Below are 19,150 nucleotides of genomic sequence, written 5' to 3' on the forward strand. Positions count from 1 at the left end.
CCAACTTCGATTATCCGACCCGGCCACAATAGACGTCCAGTGCGGCAAGCGCCACCGTCGCTCCGGCATCCGCCGTGCCAAACCCAGGCATGGCGATCGTCTTGCCGAGCTTGATATCCTCGGGCAAAGCAACTTTCACAGGCTTGCGGGAGAGATTGAAGACAAAGAGCAGCGTCTCGCCGCCCTTGGAGCGCGTGAAGGCGAGAACGTCTTCCTCCGTGTCGAGGAAGGTCATATCGCCGTCGCGCAGGACCGCATGTTCTGCACGGAAAACAAGCGTCTGCCGGTAGTGATGCAGCACGGAGTGCTCATCCGCTTCCTGCTTGTCCACCGCAAGGGATGCATGCTGGTAGGGAACCGGCAGCCATGACTTGTCGGCCGTCGTGAAGCCCGCATGAGCACGGCCCGCTTCCCAGGGCATCGGCGTGCGGCATCCGTCACGCCCCTTGAATGCCGGCCAGAAGCGAATTCCGTAGGGATCGCGCAGATCCTCGAAGGCTAACTCTGCCTCCGGCAGACCGAGTTCTTCGCCCTGATAGAGGCAGATCGAACCGCGCAATGTGGAAAGCAGCGAAATCGCGAGCTTTGCAACGCGCGGCTGCTCCTCCTCCGTTTTGGCAAAGCGGCTGACATGCCGCTGGACATCGTGGTTGGAAAAGGCCCAGCAGACCCAGCCATCGACGACATTATCCTGAAAATCGCTGACGCAACGGCGGAAATGCGCCGGCGTGAAATCAGGCCCCAAAAGGTCGAACGTGTAGCACATATGCAGCTTGTCGCCGCCGCTGGTATAGGCGGCCACGGTCTGCAGCGAGCGCGCACCATCCCCCACTTCGCCGACGGTCGCGCGATCCTCATATTGGTCGAGCAATGCCCGGAACCGCCGCAGAAAGCTGATATTCTCCGGCTGCGTCTTGTCGTAGAGATGGTTCTGCATCCCGTAAGGGTTGCTCTCGGGGGCATCGAGCCCGCCCGTTGCGACGAGCGCCGGCGGATTGTCGCGAAGCTTCTTGTCGCAGAAATAGTAGTTGACCGTATCCAGACGAAAACCGTCTACGCCGCGATCAAGCCAGAATTTGACGGCCGAGAGCACAGCATCCTGGACCTCAAGATTGTGGAAGTTCAGGTCCGGCTGCGAGGTCAGAAAATTGTGCTGGTAATATTGTCGGCGTACGCCATCCCACTCCCAACCCGGCCCGCCGAAAATTGACAGCCAGTTGTTCGGCGCGGTGCCATCCGGCTTCGGGTCGGCCCAGACATACCAGTCCGCCTTGGGATTGTCGCGGCTTGCGCGGCTTTCCACGAACCAGGGATGCCGGTCCGAGGTGTGCGAGATAACCTGGTCGATAGTGACCTTCAGCCCGAGGTCGTGTGCTGCCGTCATCATCTCGTCGAAATCGGCAAGCGTGCCGAAGATCGGATCGACATCGCAATAATCGGCGACGTCATAGCCCATATCGGCCATCGGCGAGGTGAAGAACGGCGCCAGCCAGATTGCGTCGACCCCGAGTGCGGCAATGTGAGGCAGGCGCCGGGTGATCCCCTTGATATCTCCCAGTCCGTTGGCATCCGTGTCCTGAAACGACCGCGGATAGACCTGATAGATCACGGCCCCGCGCCACCAGTCGGCTCCCGCCGCTTTATTCGTCGATTTCATCAAACCGCCTCGATATCGCACAAGGCCTTCCAGTTTGCACACTCGTGCGCAGGCGGCAAGCCGCAAATCGGCCATCCGAAAAGCTCAACCATCGGCGGATAAATTCGCAGTATCAATTTAAGCGAATTATCAATATGAAAGTTCACACGCTAAGCATGCCCGACTTTTTTTAACTTGAAAGCGACGTCGCTTTCGATAACTTCGCGCATTGACCTGCACGTACAGGTCACCTGCGGATCAAAAACACCCTTGTAAAACAAGGACAAGAACTCCAGAAAGGTGGGAAAACATATGGCGCATATCACCAGAAAATTTATCGCTGCGGCTTTCGTCAGCACGATATTGAGCGTTTCCGCGCATGCCGCGACCCTCAATATCCACAACGGCGGCGACCCGACTTCGCTCGATCCGCAAAAAATTTCCGGCGATTGGGAAAACCGTATCGACGGCGATATCTTCGAAGGGCTGGTGACCGAAGATCCCAAGGACAACCCAATTCCCGGCCAGGCTGCAAGCTGGACCATTTCGCCCGACCAGAAGGTCTATACCTTCAAGCTTCGCGACGGCATCAAGTGGTCCGATGGCCAACCTGTGACGGCTCAGGACTTCGTCTTTGCCTTCCAGCGCCTGATGGATCCGAAGACCGCCGCGCAATACGCCTATCTGCAGTACACGATCCTGAACGCGGAAAAGATCAACAAGGGCGAGATCAAGGACCTGACACAGCTCGGCGTCAAGGCGATCGACGACAAGACGCTCGAAATCACGCTTGAAAACCCGACACCCTACTTCCTCAACGCCCTGATGCACTACACGGCCTATCCGCTGCCGAAGCATGTCGTGGAAGCCAAGGGCGACCAGTGGGTCAAGATCGGCAACATCGTCACCAACGGCCCGTACAAGCCCACCGAATGGGTGCCCGGTTCGCACGTCAGCATGGTCAAGAGTGACCAGTATTACGACGCCAAGGACATCAAGATCGACAACGTCAACTATTACACGCTGGAAGATCAGGCCGCTGCCTTGAAGCGCTATCGCGCCGGCGAATTCGATATCCTGACCTCCTTTCCGGCCGACCAGTTCGACTGGATCCAGAAGAACCTGCCCGGCCAGGCGCATGTGGTGCCCTTCCTTGGCACCTATTACTACGTCCTGAACTCTACCAAGCCGCCCTTCAACGACAAGCGCGTGCGCCAGGCTCTCTCCATGGCCGTCAACCGCGAGGTCATCGGCCCGAAGATTCTCGGCACCGGCGAACTGCCATCCTATTCCTGGGTACCGCCAGGTACCGCCAATTACGGTGAACCGGCCTATGTCAGCTGGAAGGACGAGCCCTACAAGCAGAAGGTCGAAGAAGCCAAGAAGCTCTTGAAGGAAGCCGGCTTCGGTCCCGATCATCCGCTGAAGGCTCAGCTGCGCTACAACACCAACGACAACCACAAGCGCATCGCCGTTGCGATCGCCGCCATGTGGAAGCCACTTGGCGTCGATATCGAGCTCTACAACACCGAAACCAAGGTGCATTACGATGAAATGCAGCGCGGCGAGGTGCAGATCGGCCGTGCCGGCTGGCTCGCCGACTACAACGATCCGATCAACTTCCTGAACCTGCTGTCCACCGGCGTCGAAATGAACTACGGCCGCTGGAGCAACAAGGACTACGATGCTCTGATCAAGCAGGGCAATGAAGAGATCGATCTAAAGAAGCGCGCCGAGATCTACAAGAAGGCCGAGCAGCTGGCCCTCGACGACAGCGCGGCAATCCCGATCTACTACTACGTTTCCCAGAACATCGTCGCCCCGAAGGTCCAGGGCTTCGTCGACAACATCCAGGACATCCACCGTACGCGCTGGCTGTCGGTTAAAGAATAATTGGGAACAGGCTCCCTCCCGGACATAACCGGGAGGGAGCCGTCTAAGATCATGTTTGGCTACGCTCTCCGTCGTCTGCTGTCGACAATCCCCGTTCTGTGGATTGCCGTGACAGTGTGTTTTTTCATTCTGCGCCTCGCTCCCGGCGGCCCCTTCGATGGCGAAAGGCCATTGCCGCCGGAAGTCAAAGCCAACCTCGCGGCTCACTACAACCTCGACAAGCCCCTGGTTGAGCAATACCTGATCTATGTCGGCGATGTCATGAAGGGCGACCTTGGCCCCTCCTTCGCCAATCAGGACTTCACCGTCACCCAGCAGATCATGTCCGGCTTCCCCTATACGTTGACCATCGGCGGCTCCGCCTTCGTGCTCGCGACTATCGTCGGCGTCTTCATCGGCTGTCTCGGGGCGCTCTATCAGAACCGCGCAGCCGATTACTGGCTGGGCGGCGGCCTCCTCATCGGCTTGGTTATGCCAAGCTTCCTCATCGCCCCCATCCTTCAGCTCGTCTTCGGCAATACGCTCGGCTGGCTGCCGGTCGGCGGCTGGGGCGACGGCTCGATCAAGTTCCTGATCCTGCCCATCATCGTCCTGACCCTGCCGCACGCGGCTCGTATCTCTCGCCTGATGCGAGGCTCGATGATCGAAGTGATGGGCCAGAACTTCATTCGCACCGCCAAGGCCAAGGGCATCGGCCCGCGGCTGACGATCATGCGCCACGCGCTGAAGCCCGCCATGATGCCCGTCGTCTCCTATCTCGGACCCGCGGCAAGTTACCTCCTCACCGGCTCGCTGGTGGTCGAAAGCATCTTCGGCCTCCCCGGCGTCGGCCGCTACTTCGTCGGCGCAGCGCTCAACCGCGATTACGGCATGGTCCTCGGCACGGTCGTTTTCTACATGGTCCTGATCGTGGTCCTCAACCTGCTGGTCGACATCGCCTATGCCTGGCTCGACCCGAAAGTGAGAATGCGATGATCCTCAATTCCGCGAAGAGAGAATTGCTGGAAGCGGAATTGCTTTCGGCAGAGGGGCTCGCACCCAAGGGGCGATCCCTCACCGGCGACGCAATGCGTCGTCTCCTGCGCAACAAGGCGGCGGCACTTTCGCTGGTCATACTGGCCGCGCTGGTTCTGGTCGCCATATTCGGCCCGTATTTCCTGCCCTTCAACTATGAGGATCCGGACTGGACGTCGTTCCGAGGCGCTCCGGATTTTGCCGCCGGCCACTATTTCGGCACCGACGGCAACGGCCGCGATCTGCTGGCGCGCACGCTCTACGGCACCCGCGTCTCACTGACGGTCGCCCTTGTCGCCACCCTCGTCTCGGTCGTCATCGGCGTGCTCTACGGCGCCGTTGCCGGTTATTTCGGCGGTCGCGTCGATGCGATCATGATGCGCTTCGTCGATATCATGTACGCCCTGCCCTACGTCCTCTTCGTCATCCTGCTGATGGTGATCTTCGGCCGCAACGTCTATCTGCTGTTTGCGGCGATCGGCGCACTCGAATGGCTCACCATGGCCCGTATCGTGCGCGGCCAGACCCTGTCGATCAAGCAGCGGGAATTCATCGAGGCCGCCCGTGCATCGGGGCAGCGATCGTTCAAGATCATCCTGAAACACATCGTGCCGAACCTCGTCGGTCCGGTCGTCATTTACGCCACGCTCACTATCCCGGAAATCATCGCGACGGAGAGCTTCCTCTCCTATCTCGGTTTCGGCGTTCAGGAGCCGCTGACATCGCTCGGCACCCTAATTGCCGAAGGCTCGGCCGGTATGGAGACGACGCCTTGGCTGCTGTTCTTCCCGGCCGGTTTCCTGGTCGCGCTGCTGATGAGCCTGCTCTTCATCGGCGACGGTCTGCGCGACGCATTCGATCCGAAGGATCGCTGACATGACAGAAACACTTCTCGAACTCAAAGACTATTCGATCACCTTCCGCACGCCAGAAGGCGAAGTGGCCGCGGTGTCGAAGATGAACCTCAAGATCGGCCGCGGCGAACGTATCGCCGTCGTCGGCGAGTCTGGCTCCGGCAAGAGCCAGACCTTCCTCGGCCTGATGGGCCTGCTCGCCAAGAACGGCCGCACCAGCGGCCAGGCGCTGCTCGACGGCAAGGATCTGCTGACCCTGAAGCCGCGCGAGCTCGACCATGTGCGCGGCAAGGACATGGCCATGGTCTTCCAGGACCCGATGACCGCGCTTAACCCGTCGCTGCGCATCTCGCGGCAGCTGACGGAGCAGCTGGAAGTCCATGGCGGCCTGACAGCGCGAGCAGCTTCGGCAGCGGCGCTCGATATGCTGAAACGGGTCGGCATCCCTGATCCGACACGCCGCTTCAACCTCTATCCGCATGAGCTTTCGGGCGGCATGCGCCAGCGCATCGTCATTGCCATGGCGCTGCTGACCAAACCGAAGCTCCTCATCGCCGATGAGCCGACGACGGCGCTCGACGTGACGATCCAGGCGCAGATCCTCGATCTCTTCAATGAGCTGACGGCGGAAATGCATACGGCGCTCATCATGATCACCCATGACCTCGGTGTCGTCGCCGGCCTCGCCGACCGCGTTGCCGTCATGTATGCCGGCCGTATCGTTGAGGAAGCGCCGGTCGAGGAGCTGTTCGAAAGCCCGGCCCATCCCTATACGGCGGCGCTTCACTCGGCGATCCCGAGGCCGGATCAGGATGTCGACGATCTCACCGTCATCCCCGGACGACCGCCGAACCTGATGCACCTGCCGCGCGGCTGCTCCTTCTCGCCGCGCTGCGCCCATGTACAGGACGACTGTCTGGACGCGGCCCCGCCGCTCGATCCGTTGGCGCCACGCCGTTGCGCGGCCTGCTTCCACCCCCTTTCGGCTGATCAGGAACGGAGCCTCGTCCATGGCTGAGCAAACGCTTCTGAAGGTCGAGCATCTGACGACCGAATTTGAACTACCCTCGAAATCCCTCTTCAAGCCGCCGATGATCCTGACCGCGGTCAACGATGTCAGCTTCGAGCTGAAGACCGGACGCACACTCGGCATCGTCGGCGAATCCGGCTGCGGCAAGTCCACGCTTGGTCGCTCCATCCTGCGGCTCATCAAGGCGCAGAAAGGCCGCATCCTCTGGCAAGGCGGCAACCTACTCGACCTTACCGAAGAGGAGATGCGTGCCGCGCGCCGCGACATGCAGATCATCTTCCAGGACCCGATCGCCTCGCTCGACCCACGCATGACCGTCGGCGACATCATCGCGGAGCCGCTGACCGTCTTCGAACCGAAACTGAGCCGCGCGCAGCGGCAGGATCGCGTACGCGAGATCATGGCGGCAGTCGGCCTAGTGCCTGAGATGATCAACCGCTACCCGCACGAATTCTCGGGCGGCCAGGCGCAGCGCATCGGCATTGCCCGCGCCGTCATCACCCGGCCGAAGCTTATCATCTGCGATGAGCCGGTTTCGGCGCTCGACGTTTCGATCCAGGGACAGGTCATCACGCTCCTGCGCCGCCTGCGCAAGGAGTTCGGCCTCACCTTGATCTTCATCAGCCACGACCTCTCGGTCGTGCGCCTGATCTCGGACGACGTGCTGGTGCTCTATCTCGGCAAGGTGGTGGAAGCGGGCGAGGCTGCGACGGTCTTCGACCATCCGGCGCATCCCTATACGCAGGCGCTGTTCTCTGCCGCGCCGATCCCCGATCCGAAGCTTGCACGTGGCCGCGAGCGCATCCGCTTGCAGGGCGATCCGCCCTCGCCGCTCAATCCGCCGCCGGGCTGCGTCTTCTCACCCCGCTGCTGGAAGGCGACGGATATCTGCCGCACGAAGATGCCACCGACCGAGCACGTGCGCCTAGGCCAGACGGCGGCTTGCTATCACATGGACCGGCCGTAAAGCAGCGCCAGCAAAAGTGGACGGCGGCTGCCGCCGTCCAGCTTGCCCCAGCCGCTGCTTCCGCGTATGCAGCACCAAGGCAAATGCAGGAGGCAGTCTTGGGTGGGCGTTTTCTATCGATCGGCGAATGCATGGTGGAACTGTCGCAGGCCGATGACGGACACCTGCGCAAAGGCTTTGCCGGCGACACCTTCAACACCGCCTGGTATGCCCGCGCCTGTCTGCCTAAGGACTGGGCGATCGATTACTTCACCGCGCTCGGCGACGATGCCATGTCCGACGAGATGATCGCCTTCATGGGCAGCGCCGGCATCGGCACGCAGAGCATCCGCCGCCTTCGCGGCAAGACGCCCGGCCTCTACATGATCAATCTAAAAGACGGCGAACGCTCCTTCAGCTATTGGCGCGACAGCTCTGCCGCCCGCCAGCTTGCGACCGATGGCGATGCCCTGCGTGCCGCAATCGAGGCCTCCGACGTCCTTTATTTTTCGGGCATTACCCTCGCGATCCTGTCGCGCGAAGATGCCTTCACCTTGCTCGCAGAGCTGCGCCGCGCCAAAGCTGCCGGCAAGCTGGTCGCCTTCGATCCCAATCTGCGCCCTCGCCTCTGGTCCAGCCTGGACGCGATGCATACGATGATCGCCGAGGGAGCGCGTGCAGCGACGCTCGTCATGCCGAGCTTCGATGATGAAGCCGCGCATTTCAGTGACGATTCGATTGCCGCCACGATCCGCCGCTATCGGCAATACGGAGCAGTGATGGTCATCGTCAAGAATGGCCCTGATGGCGCGACCATTGGCGACGGCGTTCAGGAGACGCTCGTCCCGGCGGTCAAGGTCGTCAAGGTTATCGACACCACCAGCGCCGGCGACAGTTTCAACGGTGCATTTCTGGCGCACTATCTGCAGCACAAAAATGCAGTTACCGCCGCCGGCTTCGCAGCCAAGATCGCGGCGAGGGTCATTCAGGAATACGGTGCGCTCGTCTCGCCCGAGAAGCTGAAATCCATCCGCTAAACGCTGTAATATTTCCATCATGGACACCCCCCACAATAGAGTGGGCGCGGGAATCATGTTTGAAACACCGCAATCGCTGGCACCGTCATCATGAGGATGCGGTGCGGATGGACTGTTTTGGGCATGTTGCAACGCTTGTCAGACATCGATCAAACCACCTGGGCGCAGGCGGCGACACCTGTCGCAGTACCTGAACGGCTGCTTATCGTCAGCGATGCCTGGCATCCGCAGGTCAACGGTGTCGTTCGCTCGATCGAGAACACCAATCGCGAACTGACGCGCATGGGCATCGAGGTTTCGATGATCACGCCGGACGGCTTTCGCAACATCCCCTGCCCGACCTACCCGGAGATCCGGCTTTCGATTGCCAGCTATCGCAAGATTGCAGCGAGAATAGAGGCGCTCCGGCCGACTTATGTCCACATTGCCACTGAAGGTCCCCTCGGGCTTACCGCAAGGCGCTGGTGCCTGAGAAATTGCATGCCTTTTTCCACGAGCTATCACACCCGCTTTCCCGAATATGTCGCGGCGCGCCTGCCGATACCGGAAAGCTGGCTCTACGCCTTCGTCAAATGGTTTCACAATGCGGGCTACGGCTGCATGGTGGCGACACCAAGTCTCGCAAACGAACTCAAGATACGCGGCATCCGCAACCTACTACCCTGGAGCCGTGGCATCGACTCCTCACTGTTTCGACCGCAGGCCCAGGACGACGCACCCTTCGACCTGCCTCGTCCGATTTTCATGACTGTAGGTCGCGTGGCGCTGGAAAAGAACCTGCCCGCTTTCCTCGACCTCGAGCTGCCCGGATCGAAAGTAGTGGTCGGCGATGGCCCCGCGCGGGCGGAGTTGCAGACACTCTATCCGGATGTCCATTTTCTGGGAGCAAAATTCGGTGAGGAATTGGCGCATGCCTATTCGCAGGCGGACGTGTTCGTCTTCCCGTCCAAGACCGACACTTTCGGCAACGCCATTCTGGAAGCATTGGCGAGCGGCGTTCCGGTCGCCGCCTACCCGGTTACCGGCCCCGCGGACATTCTGGGAGGAAACAGGGCGGCTGGCGTCGTGGATGCGGACCTGGCCACCGCCTGCCTCGCCGCGCTCTCATGCTCACGCGAGGCAGCGCGCTCCTTGGCACTCAATTACTCCTGGGAAGCGGCAACAACGCAATTTATCGGCAATGTCCGCATTGCCAATCATCGGGGTCGATTACAAGCCTACAAGGAGTGAACTCCGGGCCGATGATCCACCCGGAATTCGCTTACCGCGTCTCAGCTCGTGTGCCTTCGCGGATCAGCGCGCTGCTCTTACAGCATAGCATAAGCCAGCATGCGGGTTGGATAGCTGGGTCTTGTCCAGCACGATGAAACCCGCATTCAGTAACGGTGCGATAAGCGTCATCTGGTTTTTGTCCTTGGACCACCATTTGTGCCATTCGATGACCATGGCATTGATCGATCCGAAGAGGCCGTGTCTCGCCAGGGTCTCGAAAATCCCGAACTCGGATCCCTCGCAATCCATTTTGATGACCAGATCCATGCCCGCTCTCCGCGCACGCTCCGCAAGCGGTGCGATGACGCCAGCCGCCTCCTTGATATGGATCGTTTCCGGCTTGCCGGAATCTGCTCCCCTTACGGAGATGCCGATCGTTGCATCTGAGCGGACCATGACCTCCATCTGCTCGTCCCTCTCGCCAAGCCCAAATTGGTTTGGCCTGATCTTGGCCGCCACCTTCGGATTTAGTGCGAAATTCTTCAGTGCTCGCGCATGGGGGAGAGCGAAGGGCTCGAATGCATGTATCTCCCGCACCGAAGGGTCTCTCGCCAAAAAGAGCGACGCAAGACCGGCATTCATGCCGATATCGATGATGATTTTGTCGCGCCCGGTGATGAAATTATATTCGTTGTGAATGAAAATTTCGCTCAGAACCTGGAAATCTTCGGCATTGTTGACATAGAGCCGAGTTCCTGAAAATTCGGCAATGACCTCTTCAGCACCGACGTGAAAAGTGAAGCCGTTTTTCTCGAGCACCTTGAAATCATAGACATGTGTATTGAAGAATTGATTGGCAATGTCAGGCAATGCGACATCCGACATGCGCCCGCTCTCTTGATCGATTCTTTTCAGGGGCCGATGGGCATAAGCGGCGAATGCCCCAACCCCAGTTGAATCGATCCGGAACTCGAAAACATCCTCTTCCGGTACGTCGAACTGCAAGGTCACACCCTTACCAAACCGCACTATATCCGCGCCCGTTAGCTCCCTTCGTATCAATTGACGGGCGCCAAAACCCGCAGTGACATCGATAGAACAACAGACCTCTTCCGATGGCGCGGAGGGGTCAGCATCGATATGAAATTCGACAACATAACGTCCTGGGGACAGGGTGACGTAGGGGCCGTAAAGCACCCATCCCGCCTGTCCCTTCTTGACGGACACGCGTTCATTTCCTTGTACCTTCTCAACCTGCCCGATCGCGGAGTAGAACAAAGTCGGTTTCCTTCTTGGCAACAGAGACAAAAAGCGTCTCATAGATAACAAGTCCTGCCGGAAGCTCGGTTCCGGCGCGAGATTGATATCTAAGCCTATGTTTGACAAGGATAAATTCTGCTCTGGGGAAAGATGGGCGCGTTCCGTCCAAACGGGGCGCTATACGTCCTCGATCATGTCCCTGACCGTTACGCCAGTCTCATCGTCGGGGCAGCGTGGCCGGATCCTGGAGAAAGGCAGCGATCATAGCCCTACCGATGTCTCTCGCCGTTCCTGCTTTCCGTATCTCACACAGCAGAACGCATTCTTGAAAAGTAAATTTCCAGGACATCGGCGATCGTCACGAGAGCAATGGGATATTGTCCGCTGAGCTGACTTCCTAAAGCAGAAGAAATCCATAGCCCGGGCATAAATTTGGGTGTACAATTATTTATCGCACGACCTACATAAGACCTCTCAGGGAGTTCTTGAGATGACCGACGACCTGTTAAAGCTGGATAACTTCATCTGCTTCGCGCTCTATTCGGCGAACCATGCGATGAACCGGCTCTATAAACCCATGCTGGATGCGCTCAATCTCACCTATCCGCAATATCTCGTCATGGTGACGCTATGGGAAGAAGACGGACAGACCGTCGGCGGCATCGGTGAAAAGCTGTTCCTGGAATCAAGCACGCTGACGCCGCTGTTGAAGCGTCTGGAGGCAGCCGGCTTTATCAAGCGCATTCGCAGCAAGGAAGACGAGCGCCAAGTGTTGATTCAGCTGACCGGCGAAGGCAAGGCGCTGAAGAAGAAGGCGGCAACTGTTCCCCCTTGCATTCTCGATGCCACGGAGCAAACACCCGACGAACTGACACGCTTGAAGAGTGAAATCATCGCTTTGCGCCAGGCGCTCAGCAGGAACGCGGCCTGACCGGATGCCCCCTCCCCGACCATCCTGTCGGGTAAGGTGCTTCAGGTTCGCTTCTTCTTGTTTTCGTAAGGATTTTCCGACGTGCGGAAATGGATGCGGATCGGTACGCCGGGCATTGCGAAATCTGCGCGCAGACCGTTGATCAGATAACGCACATAGGACTCAGGCAGAGCATCCGAGCGAGTACACGAGATCATGAAGGCCGGAGGCCGCGCCTTCACCTGCGTCATGTATTTCAGCTTGATGCGGCGGCCGGAAACGGCCGGTGGCGGATGCTGAACCTGCTGCGTCTCGAGCCAGCGGTTGAGGCGCGCGGTCGAGACGCGCTTGTTCCAGACCTTGTCGGTATCGACGATTGCCTGCATGAGGCGGTCAAGCCCCTCGCCCGTCTGGCCGGCAATCGGAATGGCGCGAATGCCGCGTGCCTGCGGCAACAGCCGGTCGGTCTTTTCGCGCAGATCGGCAAGCACGGCCTGACGATCCTCGATCATGTCCCACTTGTTGAAGGCGAGCACGGCGGCGCGCCCCTCGCGGATCACGAGATCGACGATCTGCAGATCCTGCTTCTCGAAGGGAATGGTCGCGTCGAAGACGATGACGACGGTTTCAGCGAAGCGGATCGCGCGCAGCGTGTCGGCGACGGAAAGCTTCTCCAGCTTCTCGATGACCTTCGCCTTGCGGCGCATACCGGCGGTATCGAACATCTTGACGGTACGACCGCGCCAACTCCAGTCGACGGAGATGGAATCGCGGGTAATGCCAGCTTCCGGGCCGGTCAGCAGCCGGTCTTCGCCGAGAAAGCGGTTGATGAGCGTCGACTTGCCGGCATTCGGGCGGCCGACGATCGCAACGCGCAGCGGGCGCGTGTCGTCATAGGCCGGTTCTTCGTCGATCTCCTCGCCATCTTCGCCGACTTCCGAGCGCGGAATACTGACATTCGTCTCCGCCTCGTCTTCGTCCTCCGGGAAGGCGCGTTCGGGGCCGATGGCCTCGACGATGGCGTCGCGCAGATCCATCATGCCCTGGCCGTGTTCGGCCGAGATCGGGCAAGGCTCCCCAAGGCCCAACGTATAGGCATCGTAGAAGCCGCTGTCCGAGCCGCGCGCTTCGGATTTATTGGCGACGAGCACGACGGGCCGGCCGCGCTTGCGCAGCATTTCGGCCAAGGTCTTGTCGACATGCGTCAAACCCATCTTGGCATCAACGACGAACAAGGTCAGATCGGCCTCGTCGATCGCCGCTTCCGTCTGGGCGCGCATGCGGCCCTCCAGCGTCTCCTCGCCAGCTTCTTCGAGGCCGGCGGTATCAACGATGCGAAAGCGGAGATCGATCAGCTTGGCTTCACCCGGGCGGCGGTCACGCGTGACACCCGGCGTATCGTCGACGAGCGCCAGTTTCTTGCCAACCAGACGGTTGAACAGCGTGGACTTGCCGACATTCGGGCGACCGACGATCGCGACCGTAAAACTCATTGGGCGATCCTTCAGCCTTTTGCGACCGGAGCCTTGCCGGATGCAGTGATGAGATCGAGCAGCATCTGGGCACGGTTGGCAACGTTGCGCGGGCTCTGCGGATCGTCGACGATTGCCTGGAACCATTGCCGCGCCTTGGCGAAATCGCCGGCCTTATAGGCAGCAAGGCCGAGAACATCGCGCGCCGAATGCCGGAAGGCATCAGCCGGGACGGCAAGCTCCTGCGCTTCGGCGGCGACCTGGTCATAGGTGCCGGTATCGACGAGCAGATAGGCAGCCCGCAGGCGCGCCGCATCGCGGATAACGACGGGAAGGTCCGTCTGCTTGCCGATCGCCGAGAAGGTGGTGATGGCCGCGGCCTTGTCACCCTTCTGCACTTGCAGTGTCGCGGCGCGCAGGCGCGCCAGCACCGGATAGGAACCAGGGCCGTTCTTTTCGATGGCGGCGAATGCGGCGAGCGCCTCATCCGTCTTGTTCTGATCGGCCAGCGTCAGCGCGGCAATGAACTGATCACCGCCGCTGCCAGCCTGATTGCCGGCCCAATAGCGATAGCCGCTGTAGGCTGCGGTACCGAGAACGACGAGCACCGCAGCACCGATGATGAGCTTGCCGAAACGGCGCCATATGAACCGCAACTGGTCCGAGCGCAGTTCCTCGTTCACCTCACGGATGAAGCTATCGTCATTGAATGCCATTCTTGTCTCCGGCCCAGGCCAAATAGTTCAAAGCTTAGGGGTTAGAGCATGATGCCGAAAAGTGTGAGCGGTTTTCGGACGACATCATGCTCTAATTCCATGATGCTAGAGCGGATTCAGATTTTAGGTCTATCGGACCTAAAATCATCCGGCTCTAGTGGGGCCTTCTACTCCATTTTGCGGCTTATGTAAGGGGGAATGGTGGAAATCGTCATATAACGAGCGGCGAAACCCCGATAATCCACGCATGAAGCTTCCAAATGATCAAGGCCCAGACGACAGCACCGATAACGATCGCATAAAGATCATATTTCGCCGAGACGAAGGGGCGCACGGTGATTTCGCCGGCCCGCTCGCGCCGTTTGAACGAAATACGCAGGATCACGCCCCAAGCCAGGAAGGCAGCAAAGAGCAATATGGCAGCACCGTCGCCATTGGAGAGAAGATGCGCCAGCGCCCAGATCTTCACCGAAAGCACCATCGGATGCTTGGTCCTGACCGCGATATGCCCCGCCGGCAGCAGCGAGGCGACAAGACAGATGAGAGCGAACAGCATCAACAGGATGGTGATGTGGCTCATCCAGAACGGCGGCGACCAGACCGGCGTCATGTCGCGCGCCTGACCGAAGCCGTAAATCAGGACGACCAGAGCTATGACGCTCGCGATCGAATAGGCACCCTTCCAGCCGCCTTCGCCAAGGCTGGCAATCAATGACGTCCGCAGGCCGGGTGTCACGACGCGGATCAGATGGAGGCCGAGAAAAAGAACAATGCCGAGAATGAGCAATGCCATGGATGAAATCCTTTATGGTCTTGTAGTCACATCCTTATCGGCTGCCGTAAAAAAATGCCAGCATCACCGCAGCTTCGCCGCATTTGCGCGAAAGGAAGGAAGCGACCCGGAGCACGCCACCCGATATCGCCGGATGATCCCTCGTAAGCCGTGCTCGATCCAATCAGTGTTCGGTGCCCATGTTTCGCTTAGCTACCTGTCTCTCCCTCGCCATTTCCTTAGGGTTGCCCGCAGCCGCCCTGGCCGATGGCAAGCCCAAGCAACTCGTCATGATCTCTTTCGATGGCGCCCATGACAATGCGCTTTGGACCAGGAGCCGCGAGATCGCCTCGCGCAACGGCGCACATTTCACCTATTTTCTCTCCTGCACCTTCCTGATGAACAAGGCGCAGGCCAAGGCCTACCAGGGGCCGAAACAGCGGCCGGGTAAATCGAATGTCGGCTTTGCCAAGAGCGAGGACGATGTGCGCACGCGCATCGCCAACATCTGGAGCGCACACCAGGAAGGTCACGACATCTCAAGTCACGCCTGCGGCCATTTTGACGGTAAGGGCTGGAGTGCCTCCGACTGGAAACAGGAGTTCATGAATGCCCGCATTGCGCTTCGCGACGCCTGGAAGAATGTCGGCCTCGCCGACAAGGAGCCCCAGGGCTGGGAAGACTTCGCCACGAATGACGTCAAGGGATTTCGCGCACCCTATCTTTCCACCAGCGACGGTCTCGTGCCGGCGGAAAAAGAGATGGGCTTTCAGTATGATGCAAGCCTGGTCACCAAAGGCCCTGCCCTGCCGCAGGTGATCGACGGTATCTATCGCTTCGGGCTGCCATTGATCCCAGAAGGCCCCCAGCAGCGCCCGGTCATCGGCATGGACTACAATCTCTATGTCCGCCATTCTAAGGGCGTCGAGGACAAGGCCAACGCCAAGACCTATGAGGACCGCACCTTCGATGCCTTCGAAGCTGCCTTCGCCAAGCAATATGACGGCGAGCGCATTCCGCTGCAGCTCGGCTTCCATTTCGTCGAAATGAATGACGGCGCCTATTGGCGCGCCCTCGACCGTTTCGTTAGCGATGTCTGCCACAAACAGGATGTCGCCTGCGTCAGCTATTCCGAGGCAATTCCATTGATTGCGGCGCGCGGCAAGCCACAGCAGGGCTGAGCGGTCGGGTGAAGCCGGAGCGAAAGGCCGGCGGTGCGGCAAAGGGAGATCCTTCTCTTATCTCTGGAGCCCAAAACCCGCCTCCTCCCGTTGAAAAAGGCCCCATTTTCGGAGCCTCTTTTTATCAACCATCGACGTGAACGACCCCCGGCTCGCGCTCCAGGTAGCGCTGATCAATCGATGGCAAAGGTTCGTCGTAGATCGCCGCCTCGAAAGCCCGCAAGCGCTTGTAGATCGACAACAGTTCGATGATCGTAGTCCATGAAGTTACAAGATATTGGAACGAACCACGCACCTGGTCAAAAACGTTGGTGATCTGCGTCATCAAGCCGAGCGTCAGCTTGCCGGCAACGATCGAAGGAACCAGGACGACGAAGCTGAAGATATTGTCGGCCTGCGAATAGAAGATACGGGCAACGTTGAAATAGGTATAGTGGAAGTAGATGCGGAAATAGTTGCGTCGCACATTGGCAAAGAGTTCCGCGACCGTCGGCGGAGTGGCGCGGTCGTCGTGGTCTTCACCATAAACGAGTTCCTTGCGGTAGGAGGCCTCTACGCGCTGGTTGATGAATTGTAGGCCAGGCAGCTTGATACCAACCGCCGCCAGGAAGACTGTTCCGAAAATCGACCAGAAGATCGCGGCCCAGACGAGCGCATGCGGAATGTTGCCGATAAGCGGAAGGTCCGTGATGTTGGCGCCGAGACGGAAGAGCACCGGCAGAAATGCAATCAACGTCATAATAGAGCCGATGAAGCTCACGCCGAGGGATTCGACCGTTTGGGAAAACCGCATCGTATCTTCCTGCACGCGCTGTGAAGCACCTTCTACATGTCGCAGCTTCTGCCAGTTTGCCATGTAATAATCGTTCATTGCCGTACGCCAACGAAACACCCAGTGGCTCACAAAAAACAGGTTAAACACGCCGACAGTGATGGCCACGAAAGCAATGCCCGCAAAAACGAGCATGTTCATGTAAAATTCAGAACTGGATACGGAGCCGACGGTTGTCAGTGCCTTTTGAACCAGATTGTAAAAAGGTCCGTACCATGCGTTGACGGCGACGCTGACTTGTACCGAGAAGTAGGTGTTGAAGATGATCAGCGCCGTGCCGAGCACCGACCAATATTGCCACGGATGCGGGCTGAAGCGGAACCAGAAGAGCGCGAACAGGGCAACGGCTGCGATGTAATAGATGTAAAACCAGATGAAGGGTGCCGACCAAAAAATCGAAACGCCCACCGGCGCATCCTGCCCGTCCGCCAAGGGGGGCAGGCCGATATAGGCGCCCGCTTTCTCTCCGCCGAAATACCAAAGAAGTATAGCGGCAAGTGACCAGAGAGCGGCGGAGATGAAGAAGGGTTTTGGCTTGGGAAAGAATGACAGAAACACGAGAAGCGCAGCTTTCTTGATTGGATTGTCGAACCGCCGTGGCGTTTATTGATGCAAAGCCTAGGACAGTTCGCCGGGAGCGGCAACCGCCAGAAGCCTATTCTTACGTAGATGTAATCGCTTATCCCATGATCGTGATGCAGTTGTTCAGCAACGAAATTTCACCGATGGGATGAACTCCTTCCCCCATACGGTCACACTTTCTCCTCCAGCCCATCTCATCCGCAACCCGCCTCTTGCAGAATGCTATCTTACGATATATATCTTACGACATGACTAACGATATAAACTCTCACACTTCACAAGGAGAAACGATATGAGAGGTTTCAGAGATCGCATGTTCGGAGATGGCTTTGACATCGTCGAGGCATATATCCTACGACATGGCCGAGGCCGTGAAGCACGCGGCGAGCATAGGAGAGACTTCATGAGAGGCTTCAAGGGCGGCATGTTCGGCGGCGGGTTTCGCACCGGCCGCAAGTTCGATGCGGCCGACCTGCAGCTCATCATCCTTGCTTTGCTCTCCGAGCAGCCCCGCCACGGTTATGAACTGATCAAGATCTTCGAGGAGCGTTCCGGCGGCTTCTATGTTCCGAGCCCCGGCGTCATCTATCCGGCGCTAACCTATCTCGAGGAGACGGGCCAGGCCGAAGTCGAGGTCAGCGGCACGAAGAAGCTTTACCGTATCACCGAAAGCGGCCAGAAGCGTGTCGACGACAATCGTGATCTGGTCGAGGTGACCCTCGCCAAGCTCACCGCCATCGGCGAGAAAATGGCCCGCGTTCGCGAGGTCTTCGACGGGGGGGATGAGGACGGTCGCGACAATCCGTTCGATCGCCATGGCAGCGGCGACGTTCATCGCGCTCGCCACCTGCTGCGTTCCGCACTTCGCTCAAAGTTCCCCTGGAGCAAGGCCGAAGGCGCCCGCATCGCGGCAATCCTCGAGCGCGCCGCCGCTGACATTATCCGCGGCGAAACGAAAAACGACAAGACACAGGCCGACGACTAAGTCGGAACCTCACTTGTCCGGCAATGTCAGAATGACAGGTCCGTTGCGGGTGGCAATGATCGTGTGCTCGTACTGAACCGTGGGCGCCTGCGGATCGGCGTAGAGTGTCCAGGCATCATCGCCGCCCTCTGCCCAGATCGCGCCGAGTGAAAGAAACGGTTCGACGGTAAAGACAAGCCCATCCTCAATGATCCGGCTCTCGGAAGGGTCCGCCCAGGTGGAAACCTCGGCGGGCTCTTCGTGCAGCGAGCGACCGATGCCGTGGCTCGCGAGATTGGCGATCAAAGTATAGCGGTTCTTCTGGGCGAAGGCGCCGACGGCCTGCCCGATCTTCGCAAGCGGCGCACCGCTTTTCACCTGGTTGAGGCCGACCCAGAGTGCCCGCTTGCCGTCGCGGCACAAGCGCTCGATCTTCGGCTTGACGGGCGGTACGGTAAAGGATGCGCCGGTATCGGAGAAGAAGCCATCCTTCTCGGCCGATACATCGAGATTGACCAGATCCCCCGCCTTGATCACGCGTGGCCCCGGAATGCCATGCGCCACTTCCTCGTTGACGCTGATACAGGTCGCGCCGGGGAACTTGTAGACCAGTTCCGGCGCCGATTGCGCGCCGGCATCCTCCAGCACCTTGCGGCCGATCGCGTCCAGCTCCAGCGTGGTGATGCCCGGCTCCAGGGCCGAGGCCATGGCCTGCAGCGCGTTGGCGCAGATGCGCCCGATATCCTTGAGCTTGGTCAGTTCTTCTTCGGTCGAAACGATCATCTACGGCTTCCGGCACTCCCGCTCTCTCAGCAGCGGTTCGGCGAGAGGCTCAAGGT

General features: G+C 59.3%; 17 protein-coding genes. 10 read left to right on the top strand and 7 right to left on the bottom strand.

The genetic code is table 11. The features are described from left to right. Positions 1–10: 10 nt before the first annotated feature. Positions 11–1,657, bottom strand: a complete 1,647-nt coding sequence (locus tag FHX05_RS04990; protein WP_183870838.1) for an alpha-glucosidase family protein — start codon at positions 1,655–1,657, stop codon at positions 11–13. 291 nt (positions 1,658–1,948) lie between these two features. On the opposite strand from FHX05_RS04990, the gene FHX05_RS04995 reads away from it, so the two are divergent. The 7 genes from FHX05_RS04995 (at position 1,949) to FHX05_RS05025 (ending at position 9,640) form a co-directional block, all read left to right on the top strand. Continuing rightward, positions 1,949–3,529 carry a peptide ABC transporter substrate-binding protein gene (locus FHX05_RS04995; RefSeq protein WP_112399129.1) on the top strand — a complete coding sequence of 527 codons (1,581 nt, stop codon included), beginning with the start codon at positions 1,949–1,951 and terminating at the stop codon, positions 3,527–3,529. Between the two features lie 51 nt (positions 3,530–3,580). Next, positions 3,581–4,504 (top strand): ABC transporter permease subunit, encoded by a 924-nt coding sequence (locus tag FHX05_RS05000; RefSeq protein WP_183870839.1) that lies wholly within the window; start codon positions 3,581–3,583, stop codon positions 4,502–4,504. Beyond that, complete coding sequence (locus tag FHX05_RS05005) at positions 4,501–5,418, top strand: ABC transporter permease subunit (RefSeq protein WP_183870840.1); 918 nt, start codon at positions 4,501–4,503, stop codon at positions 5,416–5,418. The genes FHX05_RS05000 and FHX05_RS05005 overlap by 4 nt, the downstream gene beginning before the upstream one ends. A 1-nt stretch (position 5,419) precedes the next feature. Continuing rightward, positions 5,420–6,415 carry an ABC transporter ATP-binding protein gene (locus tag FHX05_RS05010; protein WP_112604772.1) on the top strand — a complete coding sequence of 332 codons (996 nt, stop codon included), beginning with the start codon at positions 5,420–5,422 and terminating at the stop codon, positions 6,413–6,415. Beyond that, a complete protein-coding gene (locus tag FHX05_RS05015; RefSeq protein WP_183870841.1) occupies positions 6,408–7,394 on the top strand; it encodes an oligopeptide/dipeptide ABC transporter ATP-binding protein in 987 nt (328 codons plus the stop codon). Before FHX05_RS05010 ends, FHX05_RS05015 begins: the two co-directional genes overlap by 8 nt. Before the next feature lie 98 nt (positions 7,395–7,492). Continuing rightward, positions 7,493–8,410 (top strand): sugar kinase, encoded by a 918-nt coding sequence (locus FHX05_RS05020; protein ID WP_183870842.1) that lies wholly within the window; start codon positions 7,493–7,495, stop codon positions 8,408–8,410. A gap of 123 nt (positions 8,411–8,533) precedes the next feature. After that, positions 8,534–9,640 (top strand): glycosyltransferase family 1 protein, encoded by a 1,107-nt coding sequence (locus FHX05_RS05025; RefSeq protein ID WP_183870843.1) that lies wholly within the window; start codon positions 8,534–8,536, stop codon positions 9,638–9,640. Positions 9,641–9,703: 63 nt separating this feature from the next. Here the strand turns inward: FHX05_RS05025 and FHX05_RS05030 are convergent, their stop codons facing one another. Next, positions 9,704–10,900 (bottom strand): FkbM family methyltransferase, encoded by a 1,197-nt coding sequence (locus FHX05_RS05030; RefSeq protein ID WP_183870844.1) that lies wholly within the window; start codon positions 10,898–10,900, stop codon positions 9,704–9,706. 472 nt (positions 10,901–11,372) lie between these two features. Between FHX05_RS05030 and FHX05_RS05035 the strand changes: the two genes are divergently transcribed. After that, on the top strand, positions 11,373–11,813 hold the full coding sequence (locus FHX05_RS05035) for a MarR family transcriptional regulator (protein ID WP_112604760.1): 441 nt from the start codon (positions 11,373–11,375) through the stop codon (positions 11,811–11,813). Between the two features lie 41 nt (positions 11,814–11,854). Here FHX05_RS05035 and der read toward each other — a convergent pair whose 3' ends face one another. The 3 genes from der to FHX05_RS05050 form a co-directional block, all read right to left on the bottom strand. Then, positions 11,855–13,285, bottom strand: coding sequence for a ribosome biogenesis GTPase Der (gene der / locus FHX05_RS05040; protein ID WP_015340696.1), 1,431 nt, complete (start codon positions 13,283–13,285; stop codon positions 11,855–11,857). A gap of 11 nt (positions 13,286–13,296) precedes the next feature. Next, positions 13,297–13,980, bottom strand: coding sequence for a tetratricopeptide repeat protein (locus tag FHX05_RS05045; protein ID WP_183870845.1), 684 nt, complete (start codon positions 13,978–13,980; stop codon positions 13,297–13,299). Between the two features lie 211 nt (positions 13,981–14,191). Further along, positions 14,192–14,773: an NnrU family protein gene (locus tag FHX05_RS05050; protein ID WP_183709388.1), complete on the bottom strand. Its 582-nt coding sequence runs from the start codon at positions 14,771–14,773 to the stop codon at positions 14,192–14,194. 179 nt (positions 14,774–14,952) lie between these two features. Between FHX05_RS05050 and FHX05_RS05055 the strand changes: the two genes are divergently transcribed. After that, entirely contained in the window at positions 14,953–15,933 is a 981-nt protein-coding gene (locus FHX05_RS05055; RefSeq protein WP_183870846.1) for a polysaccharide deacetylase, read from the top strand. A gap of 124 nt (positions 15,934–16,057) precedes the next feature. On the opposite strand, the gene sbmA is transcribed toward FHX05_RS05055, so the two are convergent. Beyond that, complete coding sequence (sbmA, locus tag FHX05_RS05060; RefSeq protein WP_112411569.1) at positions 16,058–17,323, bottom strand: peptide antibiotic transporter SbmA; 1,266 nt, start codon at positions 17,321–17,323, stop codon at positions 16,058–16,060. A gap of 427 nt (positions 17,324–17,750) precedes the next feature. Between sbmA and FHX05_RS05065 the strand changes: the two genes are divergently transcribed. Continuing rightward, on the top strand, positions 17,751–18,332 hold the full coding sequence (locus FHX05_RS05065; RefSeq protein WP_183870847.1) for a PadR family transcriptional regulator: 582 nt from the start codon (positions 17,751–17,753) through the stop codon (positions 18,330–18,332). A 9-nt stretch (positions 18,333–18,341) separates the two neighbouring features. Here FHX05_RS05065 and map read toward each other — a convergent pair whose 3' ends face one another. Further along, a complete protein-coding gene (gene map / locus FHX05_RS05070) occupies positions 18,342–19,094 on the bottom strand; it encodes a type I methionyl aminopeptidase (RefSeq protein WP_183709381.1) in 753 nt (250 codons plus the stop codon). Positions 19,095–19,150 lie beyond the last annotated feature (56 nt).

Origin of the sequence: Rhizobium sp. BK491 (assembly GCF_014194925.1) — a bacterium.
GTDB lineage: Bacteria > Pseudomonadota > Alphaproteobacteria > Rhizobiales > Rhizobiaceae > Rhizobium.